Annotated in this window: 8 protein-coding genes; 5 read left to right on the top strand and 3 right to left on the bottom strand. The window is 64.8% G+C overall.

All coding sequences use genetic code 11. The features are described from left to right. Positions 1–104: 104 nt before the first annotated feature. A complete protein-coding gene (locus DDE20_RS02535) occupies positions 105–1,616 on the top strand; it encodes a Hint domain-containing protein (protein ID WP_116556858.1) in 1,512 nt (503 codons plus the stop codon). Between the two features lie 187 nt (positions 1,617–1,803). Here DDE20_RS02535 and DDE20_RS02530 read toward each other — a convergent pair whose 3' ends face one another. Beyond that, entirely contained in the window at positions 1,804–3,411 is a 1,608-nt protein-coding gene (locus DDE20_RS02530) for a GMC family oxidoreductase (protein ID WP_116556857.1), read from the bottom strand. 154 nt (positions 3,412–3,565) lie between these two features. Next, positions 3,566–4,615: an asparaginase gene (locus DDE20_RS02525; protein WP_116556856.1), complete on the bottom strand. Its 1,050-nt coding sequence runs from the start codon at positions 4,613–4,615 to the stop codon at positions 3,566–3,568. Between the two features lie 175 nt (positions 4,616–4,790). Here DDE20_RS02525 and DDE20_RS02520 point away from each other — a divergent pair, with 175 nt between their 5' ends. The 3 genes from DDE20_RS02520 (at position 4,791) to DDE20_RS02510 (ending at position 7,932) form a co-directional block, all read left to right on the top strand. Further along, the gene (locus DDE20_RS02520; RefSeq protein WP_116556855.1) at positions 4,791–5,333 is read left to right on the top strand and encodes an invasion associated locus B family protein; all 543 of its coding nucleotides are present in this window, start codon (positions 4,791–4,793) and stop codon (positions 5,331–5,333) included. Positions 5,334–6,445: 1,112 nt separating this feature from the next. Next, positions 6,446–7,693, top strand: coding sequence for a dual-specificity RNA methyltransferase RlmN (gene rlmN / locus DDE20_RS02515; RefSeq protein WP_116556854.1), 1,248 nt, complete (start codon positions 6,446–6,448; stop codon positions 7,691–7,693). Beyond that, positions 7,693–7,932 carry a GlsB/YeaQ/YmgE family stress response membrane protein gene (locus DDE20_RS02510; protein WP_116556853.1) on the top strand — a complete coding sequence of 80 codons (240 nt, stop codon included), beginning with the start codon at positions 7,693–7,695 and terminating at the stop codon, positions 7,930–7,932. Before rlmN ends, DDE20_RS02510 begins: the two co-directional genes overlap by 1 nt. A 962-nt stretch (positions 7,933–8,894) precedes the next feature. Here the strand turns inward: DDE20_RS02510 and DDE20_RS02505 are convergent. Continuing rightward, positions 8,895–9,698: a crotonase/enoyl-CoA hydratase family protein gene (locus DDE20_RS02505; RefSeq protein ID WP_116556852.1), complete on the bottom strand. Its 804-nt coding sequence runs from the start codon at positions 9,696–9,698 to the stop codon at positions 8,895–8,897. A gap of 834 nt (positions 9,699–10,532) precedes the next feature. On the opposite strand from DDE20_RS02505, the gene DDE20_RS02500 reads away from it, so the two are divergent. After that, complete coding sequence (locus DDE20_RS02500) at positions 10,533–12,191, top strand: NAD+ synthase (protein ID WP_116556851.1); 1,659 nt, start codon at positions 10,533–10,535, stop codon at positions 12,189–12,191. The last annotated feature ends 165 nt before the right edge of the window (positions 12,192–12,356 follow it).

The raw sequence follows: 12,356 nt of genomic DNA, 5'->3' as shown, positions 1-12,356 counted from the left end.
TGGCGGATCGCTCCATTAACCCAGATTTCATCTTGCTGCTCCGCTCGCGCGGCGCCTTTTAACCATGCCAGATCCGCTTTGGCGGAACCTCAGGAGAATGATATATGCCGCCGAGAACCACAGATCCGACCACCACGCCGCCGCCGGTCACCAACGGCATTGTTGACGGTCTCGATACTGGCGAGATCATGGGCTCGGGCTATACCGATGCCGAAGGCGACCAGATGGACAACCACGGCTCGCATGTCAAAGCCAATGGCGGCAATGACACGGTGTATGGCGGGCGTGGCGATGACACCATCGAGGGTGGCGACGGCATTGATATGCTGTTTGGCGGCGACGGGCATGACCAGATCCTTGGCGGCATGGGCAATGACACCGTCTGGGGCGATGCCGGCAATGATACGCTCAAGGGCAATGAGGGTGACGACAAGCTGATCGGCGGCGCGGGCGATGATCTGGTGATCGGCGGCGCCGGCGATGATCTGCTGATCGGCGACCATAACCCGGGTGATGCCGGTGGTCTCGATCCCTCGGATCCGCCAGAGCCGGGGTTTGGCAATGACACGCTGGTCACCGATATCGGCGATGACACCGCCCATGGTGGCTCGGGCGATGATGTGTTTCAGGTCTTCGACGGTTTTGGCAATCACGAGATTGTCGGCGGCGAGACCGGCGAGACCGCGGGCGATACGCTCGATGGCTCGGCGATCACCGAGGATGTGCAGGTCGTCTATACCGGTGACGAAGAAGGCACGATGTCGAATGAGGGCTCGACCGCCAGTTTCGAGGAAATCGAGCGGCTGGATCTGGGTTCGGGCGATGACCGGGTCGAGATTGTCACCACGACCACCGGCACGGTGAATGGCTCTGACGGATTTGATACGCTGGTCTTGCCCGATCCTGCGCCCGGCGATCCGGCACCGGCGGTGACCATCACCAGCACGGTGGATAATGGCGACGGCACCAATACTTTCACCGGCTATGTGAATTTCCCCGATGGCTCGCGGATGGATTTCGAGAATTTCGAGGAAATCATCTGTTTTACCCCGGGCACGATGATCGACACTTTGCGCGGCAAGCGCGCGGTCGAGGATCTGGTGCCGGGCGACAAGGTGCTGACCCGCGACAATGGCTATCAGCCGCTGGCTTGGGTCGGACGGCGTGACTTGAGCGCGGCGGAACTGGCGACCTGTCCGCAGGCGGCGCCGATCCGCATCGCCGCGGGGGCCTTAGGTGCTGGCTTGCCCGAGGAGGATCTCTTGGTTTCACCGCGCCACCGGATGCTGGTCACCGGCGCGCGGGCGGAATTGATGTTCGGTGAGCGTGAGGTTCTGGTGACGGCTGCCGATCTCTTGGCCCTTCCGGGGGTGACGCAAGAGGCTTTGGGCGATGTCAGCTATATCCATGTGATGTGCGAGCGCCATGAGATCATCCGCGCCGAGGGCAGCTGGAGCGAGAGCTTCCAGCCCAGCGAGGCGGTGCTCAATGCGCTGGAAGACAGCACCCGGGCGGAACTGCTGGGGCTGTTCCCGGCGCTGGCCGCAGGTGCGGGATTTGCCGCGGCGCGTCCGGTGCTCAACGGGGCGGAAGCGCGGGAGTTGTTTGTCGCGTAAGCGTAAGTAGCGAGTGTGATGCGTGGTAATGGGTCGCCCTTTGGGGCGGCCCATTGCGTTGAGGGGGGCGGTTTGCGCGGGGCATCGAGCCCCGCGCAAACCGGCGGGGTGGCCCCGCGCGCGGCCAAGGGGGGTTTCCACCCCCTTGGGAACCCCCGAGGATATTTATCGCACAAAGATGAAGGGGTTAGGGCGCGGCGTTGCGGATCAGATCGGCGGCGCGTTCGGCGATCATGATCGTCGGCGCATTGGTATTGCCGCTGACCAGTCTTGGCATCACGCTGGCATCGACCACCCGCAGGCCCTTGATCCCGTGGACCCTCAGATCGGCATCGGTGACCGCGAGATCATCAACCCCCATGCGGCAGGTGCCCACGGGGTGATAGATCGTATCGGCGCGGTTGCGGATATCGGCCTCGAGCGCCGCATCGCTGCCGTCATGCGGATAGAGCGGCGTGGCGCGCCAGGGGGCGAGGGGCGGGCTGGTGAGCACCTGCTCCATCAGCCGCGCACCGGCCATCAGCACCGGCAGATCGCGGGGATCGGAGAGAAACGCGGGGTCGATCCTAGGCGGCGCGGCGGGATTGGCGGAGGTCAGGCCCACGCGCCCGCGCGACTGCGGGTTGAGCGCGCAGACATGGCAGGAAAACCCGTCCTTGAGGTGCAGCTTGCGCAGGTGGTCATCGACCAGACCGATGACGAAATGCAGTTGCAGGTCGGGGCGGGCCAATGCCGGGTCGGATTTGATAAAGGCCCCGGCCTCGGCCATCGGCGAGGCGAAGAGCCCCTCGCCGGATTTGCGCCACTCAAGACCGGCGCGGGCGAGGCGGGCGAGGCCCTTTGGCCCCAGCCCGACCACATCGGCGCGTTTCGAGGTGTAGCTGATGATATAGTCAAGGTGGTCCTGCAGGTTCTGCCCGACGCCCTCGAGCGCATGTTGCAGCGCAATACCATGGGATTTGAGTTCCGCCTCGGGGCCGATGCCCGAGAGCATCAGAAGTTGCGGCGAGCCGAAAGCACCGGCCGAGAGGATCACCTCGCGGCGCGCCTTGAGGAGCTGTTTGCGGCCGAAATGACGCACAGTCAGGCCGGTGGCGCGGCCTTCGGTCAAGTGAATGCGGGTGGCCAGACGGCGGGTGAGCACGGTCAGATTGGGCCGCGCCATCACCGGATGCAGATAGGCCGCCGCCGTCGAACAGCGCTCGCCCTTATGCTTGCCCTTGTGGAACTGGGTCACCTGATAGAGACCGGCGCCCTCCTGCGTATGGCCGTTGAAATCCTCGTTGCGCGGGATCTGACTGTCCTCGCAGGCGTCGATGAAAGCCTCGCTGATTGCCCGCGGCTGGCGCTGGTCGGCGATTTTCAGCGGCCCGCCGATGGCATGCAGGCCGGAGGCGCCGCGCATATTATCTTCGGCGCGCAAGAAATAGGGCAGGCAGCCGGCCCAGTCCCAGCCCTCGGCGCCGAGATCGGCCCAGAGGTCGTAATCGGCGCGCTGGCCGCGCAGATAGAGCATCGCGTTGATCGCCGAGGAGCCGCCCAGCGCCTTGCCCCGCGGCTGGAACCCGCGGCGCCCGTTGAGACCGGGCTGCGGCGTGGTGTGAAAGGCCCAATTGTGGATCTTCGGGCGGCCCGAGACCATCGAGGCGACCAGGGCGGGGGCGCGAATCAACAGGCTGCGCCCGCTGCCGCCGGCCTCGACAAGGCAGACGCTGACACTCGGGTCCTCGGAGAGCCGCGCGGCCAGCACGCAGCCCGCCGAGCCGCCACCGGCGATCACATAGTCGAATTCCATGCCGCGTGTTGTCCCCCGGAGTTTTGGCGCGCCATCGCCGCGTTTGGCCGCTGTTTTGCGGATTCTGCGCGGAGGCGCCCGCTTTGGCAAGCCGGTCAGGGGGCAAATCGGGGGCAATCAGGGGTTAACCCGTTTCAAGGTTAACGGCGCCGCGTCAGGCCCCGGCGAACCCATCCGCTACCCGCATCTGTGCCACCTCGCGGTGGTTGAAGTTGCGCAGCGGACCGCCAAGACGTTTGAGCGCCGCGGGATTGCCCGCATCCAAGACACCGGCGCGGGTCAATAGCGCGGTGATCGCCGCTTCGGCGCCGCGGGTGCCGCCGTCGATCACCTTCAGCGCGATGCCGAGGTTTTGTTCGGGCAGGATCGCCACAAACACCGCCTCGGCGCCGGTCTTCACCGCCACCTGTCCATTCATCGCGCGCATCAATTCGGTGCAGGCGCGGGTTTCGCCCGCCACCAGCTCGGGATATTTGCCCATCGCCTCGCGCAGACGCACCATCGCGCGACCCCGCGAATCGCCCTCGGTGGCGGCGGCAAACCGGGACATCGCGCGGGCCAGCCCCGCCACAGAGGTGGCGAAATTGGGCGCCGAACAGCCGTCGATGCCGTAACCGGGGCTGTCCTCGCCGGTGATTTCCTCGAAGCTCTGGCGGATGCTGCGCTGCACGATATGGTCGGGCTCGATATACTCGGGCCCGCCGCCGAGATGCTGGTTCAGGGTCAGAAAGCCCGCGTGTTTGCCCGAGCAATTGTTGTGCAACTGGCAGGCGGCATCGCCCGAGCAGATCAGCCGGTCGCGCTCAAGGATATCGGCGGGGTCTTGCACGCCGCAGCGCAGATCCGATTCGCCCAGCCCGAGATCGGCGAGCCAGCGTGATACCGCCTCGACATGAAGCGCCGCGCCCTGATGCGAGGCGCAGGCCAGCGCCAGTTGACGCTCGCTCAGCCCTGCACCGGCGCCCGATTCCAGCAGCGGCATCGCTTGCACCATCTTGCAGCTTGAGCGCGGATAGATCATCGCCGCCGGGTTGCCCCAAGCCTCGATCACCTCACCGGCGCCGTTGGAGATCACCGCATGTCCCAGATGCTGGCTTTCCAGCATCTCGCCGCGCCAGAGCTCCACCAGCGGCACCGCGCCCGCACCGACATCAGCTTTGGCACCAGCTTTGGCCCCGGTTTTTGCCCCCGTTTCGACGTCCATCACCGCCCACCTCCATCACAGTTGCGCAATATTCCGCCAACAGGGGTTTCTCTGCCAGCGAAAAACGCGGTAAGAGGCAATCTACCGGGCAAACCCCTGTTGCGCCAGATGAAAGCCTTGATAGACAGGGCCGGGCGTATGGGGAGTGTGAAACAGGCTGGAGGCTTATAGGCAGATGGCAGCATCGTTGAATTTAGGCGCCGCAGGGCTCGCCTTGGCGCTTATCGCAAGCGGGTTTTCGGCAGCGCCGGTGGCGGCGCAGGAATCGACCAACCGCGTGGCCGTGGAAACCGCGTGGAGCGTGTTCGTTGACGGCACCCCGCGCGAGTGCTGGGCGGTCTCGGCACCGGCTGAGACGGTGAACACGCGCGACGGGCGCGCGGTCTCGGTGCGGCGCGGGGATATCCTGATGTTCGCCACCTACCGGCAAGGGCAGGGCGACGCAGCCGAGATTTCCTTCACCGGCGGCTATCCGTTCCGCGAGGGCTCGACCGTCGAGATGACCGTGGGCGACGACACTTATCAGCTGTTCGTTGATGGCGAATGGGCTTGGGCGGCCTCGCCGGAGGAGGATGCGCGCATCCTCGCCGGGTTGCGCCGTGGCCGCGACGCGGTGCTGGTGGCGTTCTCGTCGCGCGGCACGCGGACGCAGGACACGTTCAACCTGTTCGGCCTGACCGCCGCCACCGAAGAGGCCCAGCGGCGCTGCGCCGAGTAAACAGCGCGCATTGTGTTGCAGATCAAACCGCTGGCCCGAGGGCTGGCGGTTTTTGCGTTTCGGGGGTGAGGTGCGTCCTTCACCCACCCGTCAGGCTCGGGGGCACCCCGGGCCGCGCCCGACCCTCCCCCCGGGAGGGCGCATTGGCGATGGCGGGGTGGCGCAACCGATATGGATGCTTTTGAGCGCGATACGTTGTGGAGACCGTGCAGGCGCCCTCCCAGGGTCAGGCGCGTCCCTCCGCGCTTGACTTGGAGTGGGTGCGCATGGGCGATTGGACCTATAATTTTTCCGCGCTGCGTTCGCCACCCGTCCCGCCCGTGGCCCCCACGGGCCGCGCCCGACCCTCCCCATGGGAGGGCGCCTTGGCGATGTCGGGTGTGGCGGGTGCGGCATTGAAGCTTGTGGGCGCAGTGCATTCTGGCGAGGGCAGGGCGCCCGCCCAGGGTCGAGCGCGTCCCTTCGTGCTATGCGTCGAGCGGGTGTTCTGAGATTACCGGCGCTAAGGGGTTCCGCGCAACATCACCCACCGGTCCCGCCCGGGGGCACCCCGGGCCGCGCCCAACCCTCCCCACGGGAGCGAGCCGCGCATTGCCGGACCGCGGGATGGCGGTCCAACGGCGGAACGAAGCGCTTTATGCCACGTTCCACATCCATCATCTGAACGAAGTACCCAGCGGCAACAGATCGCCAGCCCGGGGGGGGCGGTCCCCGCTCTCGGCGATAATTCATTGAATAATCGCCTGCCGCGTCGGTGGGACGATGCGCGGCGGCTTACGCCTTGATTCCGCGCGAGGCGCATTGGCAATGTGGTTCGCCGCCTAACCGACATGGATGCTTTTGAGTGCGATGCTTTGTGGAGGCGAGGGCAGGCGCCCACCCAGGGTCAGGCGCGTCCCTTCGTGCTATGCGTCGAGTGGGGGCTCTTAGGTAACTGGCGCTGATAGCTATCGAGCGACATCACCCACCCGTCCCGCCCTTCGTGCCAAGCGCAGCACCCCCTGATGCGCGGCGCTTCGCCCCCCTAGATCACTTTGCACCGCCTTGCCCTGTTCAGGCCGCGCGAAATGCACTATATGCCTCGGGTATTTTCCTGAACCCACGGCTTTGACATGACCGGCACCGCGCCCATCACCCAAGATGTTCTCACCCTCCCGCGCAAGGCGCCCGAGGGCGGCAAGCCGAATCTGATCGGCATGACCCGCGTGCAACTGCGTGAGGCGCTGATCGCCCAGGGCACGCCCGAGAAACAGGCGAAGATGCGCGAGGGGCAGATCTGGCAGTGGCTCTATCATTGGGGCGTGCGCGATTTCGAGGTGATGACCAACCTGTCGAAAGACTACCGCGCGATGCTCGCCGAGGCCTTCGAGATCCGCCTGCCCGAGATTGTCACCCGTCAGGTCTCGGCCGATGGCACCCGCAAATATCTGCTGCGCATTGACGGCGGCCATGAGGTCGAAACCGTCTATATCCCCGAAGAGGGGCGCGGCACGCTGTGCATTTCCTCGCAAGTCGGTTGCACGCTGACCTGTTCGTTTTGCCACACCGGCACCCAGAAACTGGTGCGCAATCTGACCACCGCCGAGATTGTCGGGCAGATCATGATCGCCCGCGATGACCTTGAGGAATGGAATATCCCCGGCGAGCCGCGGCGCGAGGACCGGATGATCTCGAATGTGGTGCTGATGGGCATGGGCGAGCCGCTTTATAACTTCGAGAATGTGCGCGACGCGATGCGGATTGTGATGGACGGCGAGGGGATTTCCCTCTCGCGCCGCCGCATCACCCTCTCGACCAGCGGCATCGTGCCCGAGATCGCCCGCACCGCCGAGGAAATCGGCTGTCTTCTGGCGGTGAGCTTTCACGCCACCACCGACGAGACCCGCGATAAATTGGTGCCGATCAACAAAAAGTGGAACATCGAGGCGCTGTTGGGCGCGCTGCGCGAGTATCCGCGGCTGTCGAATTCCGAGCGGATCACCTTTGAATATGTGATGCTCAAGGGGATTAATGACACCGACGCCGATGCGCGGCGGCTGGTGAAGCTGATCCGCGGTATTCCCGCCAAGATCAACCTGATCCCGTTCAATGAATGGCCCGGTGCGCCCTATGAGCGCTCGGATTGGGAGCGGATCGAGGCCTTTGCCGACATCATTTTCAAAGCCGGTTACGCCAGCCCGATCCGCACTCCGCGCGGCGAGGATATCATGGCCGCTTGCGGGCAGCTCAAATCCGCCACCGAGCGGGGCCGCAAATCGCGCGCCCAGATCGCGGCGGAAGCGGCGGGTGGGGCTGCCGGGTCGGCGGGTGTTTCTGCCGGTGTTTCTGCCGGTGTTTCCGCCGGGGTCTCTGGCGCCTGATGGTCCCCGGCCTGCTTCTCTTGGTGGTGATCGGGGCGGCAGCGGGTCTGCTGGCGACGCGTTTGATGCGGGTGAATGTCGACCTGCCAAGCGCGATGGGCATCGGGGTGCTGGGCGCGCTGTTCGGCGGCTTGGTGCTGCGGCTGATCCTGACCGCCGGCGGCTGGATGGTGACCTTCGTGCTGGCCGTCGCGGGCGCAATGGCGCTGATCTGGATCTGGCAGTTCCTGCGGAAATAGGGCGGGGCTGTTTGGCGCCGAATAACCGCGACACCGCCGCGCTTCGTCCCACTGCCGCGGCAAGACTTTTGCCGAGGCCAAACTCATCCGTGCCGCAGGCCAATCTGCAAGCGCTGGCAAGTTGCTCTCCCATTGCGCGGAATCAAGGCGTAGCCGCCGCGCATCGCCAGACCGCCCTCACGGGCTGGCGATCTGTTGCCGCAGGCGCTTCGTTCAGATGATGGAAGTAGAACGCGCCATAAAGCTCTTAGCTCAACGTGCGGTCGCCATCCCGCGGTCTGGCGATGCGCGGCTCGTGTTGTGCTCTGTGACGGGCAGGGTGCAGTACGAGGGCTAGCCCTATTCCCACGATGCAGTGTAACAAGGCGCAAATCGCCGTTCATCGTCTCGCCGACGCGGCGGATCTTTTCAACGAATGAGCAAGATCGCCCGCACATTACGCATTTCGCACGGAATCAAGGCGAAGCCGCCGTGCATCGCCAGACCGCCCCCCCGGGCTGGCGATTTGGTTGAACTTGGAGCGTCGCTTTGATGATGGACGGAGTTTGCTGCCATAAAGCGCGCTGCTCAACGGTCGGTCGCCATCCCGCGGTCTGGCGCTGCTCGGCTAACATTGTGCTCAGATTTTAGCTTGAATGGTACAGTGATACAGGCGCTTCGACTCTTCCTCTACGCGCGGAATCAAGGCGTAAGCCGCCGCGCATCGCCAGACCGCCCGCACGGGCTGGCGATATGTTGTCGTAGGCGCTTCGTTCAGATGATGGATGTGGAACGCACCATAAAGCACATCGTTCCAAGGTCGCATCGCCACCCCGCGGTCTGGCGATGCGCTCCGTTGCGAAAGTTGAATCGCGCTGCTGGGAACGGTGAAAGGCGAAGGGGGCGTTGCCCCCGTCTTGGCCTGCGGCCAATTCATCCCTCAGGATATTTGCGGCACAAAGATGGGCGCGCAACCGTGAGGCTCACCCCTCGTTCGGGCGCACCCGTGCGGCGGATTTATCGGCGAAGGCGGCAAGGCGGGCGCGGCTGGCGGGTTGGGTGTTGACGATCCCCGCCACCACCGCCTCGGCATAGGCCGCATCCATTGCCGACATATTCTGCATATGGCTGATCGCCGAGCAGATCGCGAAATTCGATAGGGGCGGGTTCGAGGCAGCAGCGCGGGCCAGCTCATAGGCTTTGGCCTCGCTGTCCTCGACCAGATATTGCGCCAGACCCAGCGCGATTGCCTCCTCGCCCTGATAGACGCGGCCGGTCAGCATCATGTCGATCATCCGGTCCTTGCCGACCAGATCGGCGACGCGGATCGTCGCACCGCCGCCGGTAAAGAGCCCGCGCTGGCCCTCGGGCAGGGCGAAATAGGTCGAATGATCCGCCACCCGGATATGCGCTGACGACGCCAGTTCCAGCCCGCCGCCGACCACCGCCCCTTTGAGCGCGGCAATCACCGGCACGCCGCCGTATTCCATCTTGTTGAACGCCTCATGCCAGCGCAGGCAGACATGCATGAAGTCTTCGGGGCGGCGGTCCTCGGTATGGTGCTCGACCAGATCGAGACCGGCGCAGAAATGCGTGCCCTCGGCGCGCAGCACCACGGCGCGCACACCTGCGCGGGGCACCACGGTGAAGATATCGATCAGCTCGTCAACGGTATCGGCGTTGAGCGCATTGCGCTTGTCGGCGCGGTTCAGCGACAGGGTGGCGATCCCCTCGTCGTCGAGGGTCAGCGTGGTGAAGGTCAGGTTCAGATCGTCGAGATGTTTCATGGCGCGCCCTTTGCTTTGCGCGGCAAATTAGGCGGCGCGGTGCGGTCTTGTCCAGTGAGGACGCCGCGTCGGAGAGGATTTGGCTGCGGGACTTTGCGCGTGGAGTGTCTGCGGTTCAACCGTCAGGCTTTTGGGACCACGGGCCGCGCCCGACCCTCCCCACTGGGCGCAAGCCGCGCATCGCTAGACCGCGGGATGGCGATGCAACGACGGAACAACGCACTTTATGGTGCGTTCCACTCCCATCACCTGAACGAAGCGCCCGCGGCAACAGATCGCCAGCCCGATGGGGCGGTCTGGCGATGCGTGGCGGCTTCGCCTTGATTCCACGCAAGGTGCATTTGCGGTGTCATTCGCTATGCGGCTAGCGTTCTTGCTTTTGCGTGCAGGGCGTTACGGCAAGTGCAGGGCGTCCATCCAGTGTCGGGCGCGACCCTTGCCCTTGGAGGTGCTTCGGTTCAATCGTCAGGCTCGTGGGAACCACGGGCCGCGCCCGACCCTCCCCATGGGAGGGCGCCTTGGAGGTGTCACGCGCCGTGCAACCGACATTCGTGCTTCTGAGCGCAGCGCGTTGTGGCGACGGTGGGGCGCCCACCCAGGGTCGGGCGCGGCCCTGTGCCTTGAGCAATTCCAGTTCCACTGGCGGGCGCAAATCTATTCTCATGGGGGCACTCCGGCTGAGCCTTCGGGCGCCACGTTTCCCAGCAACTTCCCCGCACCGCGCCCCCCGCAAGGCGCTTTATTCCCGCCCCGCCGACCTCCATCGCCCGCCGGTGCTTTTCTCTCGGCTGCAACCTGATATGAAGCAGCGACCCTTTGCGAACCGGAAGCCCCATGTCCCAGACCTTTCGCCTGACCCTTGCCCAGCTCAACCCCACCGTTGGCGCCCTGCGCGCCAATGCCGATCTCGCCCGCGAAGCCTGGCGCGAGGCGCGTGCGGCCAAGGCGGATATGATCGCCTTCCCCGAGATGTTCCTGACCGGCTACCAGACCCAGGATCTGGTGCAGAAACCGGCCTTTGCCCGCGACGCGATGGCGGTGATTGCCGAACTGGCGGCAGACTGCGCCGAGGGGCCGGCGATCGGCATCGGCGCGCCGCATCTCGATGGCGAGCTGCTGTTCAACGCTTACTACGTGCTGCAAGAGGGGCGGATTTCGGCGGTGGTGAAGAAACACACATTGCCCAATTACATGGTGTTTGACGAAAAGCGCCTGTTCACTGCCGCTGATATCTCCGGCCCCTACCGCGTCGGGCCTTTGGTGATCGGCTCGCCGATCTGCGAGGATGCCTGGTTTGACGAGGTGCCCGAGGCGCAGGCGGAATCCGGCGCGCAGATCCTGCTGGTGCCCAATGGCTCGCCCTATTCGCGCGGCCGCCATGACACGCGCATCGACCATATGGTGGCGCGGGTGGTCGAGACCGGATTGCCGCTGGTCTATGTCAATCTCATCGGCGGGCAGGATGATCAGGTGTTTGACGGCTCCAGCTTTGTGCTCAATGCGCGCGGCCATATGACCCATCTACTGCCCGGATTTACCCAAGCCATCGCCCATGTCGATTTCATCGAAGGCGACGACGGCTGGCAGGTGACGCCCGGCGATCTGGCGCCGATGCCCGAGGACTATGAGCGCGACTATCACGCGATGGTCACCGGCACCCGGGATTACCTGCAGAAATCGGGCTTCCAGCGGGTGCTCTTGGGCCTCTCGGGGGGGATCGATTCGGCGCTGGTGGCGGCGATTGCCGCCGATGCGCTGGGGCCCGAAAATGTGCATTGCATCATGCTGCCCTCGGAATACACCTCAGAGCATTCCTTGGAAGACGCCGAGCAGGTGGCGCAGGCGCTGGGCGTCAAACTCGATGAAATCGCGATTTCCGGTCCGCGCGCGGCGGTGACACAGGCGCTGGCACCGCTGTTTGACGGGCTGCCCGAGGATCTGACCGAGGAGAACATCCAGTCGCGGCTGCGCGGCGTCCTGCTGATGGCGGTGTCGAATAAACTCGGCGCGATGGTGCTGACCACCGGCAATAAATCCGAGGTCGCGGTCGGCTATGCGACGATCTACGGCGATATGAACGGCGGGTTCAATCCGATCAAGGATCTTTATAAAACCCGCGTCTTCGAGACCTGCCGCTGGCGCAATGCCAATTACCGCGACTGGATGAAAGCCCCCGAGGGCGAGGTGATCCCCACGCGGGTGATCGACAAACCGCCCTCGGCGGAACTGCGCGCCGATCAAAAGGACGAGGACAGCCTGCCGCCCTATGAGGTGCTGGATGTGATCCTTGAGGGGCTGTTGGACCGCGATCTTTCCGTCGCGGAACTGGTTGCCGAGGGGCTCGACCGCGAGACGGTCAAACGCATCGAGCATCTGATCTACATTTCGGAATGGAAACGCTATCAGGCCGCGCCCGGTGTGCGGCTGAGCACCCGCGCGCTGCATCTCGACCGGCGCTATCCGATGGTCAACCGCTGGCGCGACCCCTCGTAACGCGCACCCCTTATTCAGTCCTGTCGGCAAGTTGATGCTATCGCCCGCGCCGCCTTGCGTCTGCAGGCTTTTCTTGAGGAACGGTTAACGTTATGCTGCGTGGAAAAAGAGCACCCGGGTCATTCGGGGCGCGGATAAGCCATGCGGGCGCGGGATCAGCGGCGC

The organism is Pararhodobacter oceanensis, from assembly GCF_003076755.1.
GTDB lineage: Bacteria > Pseudomonadota > Alphaproteobacteria > Rhodobacterales > Rhodobacteraceae > Pararhodobacter > Pararhodobacter oceanensis.
This window is presented reverse-complemented; position numbering and strand designations above follow the sequence as displayed.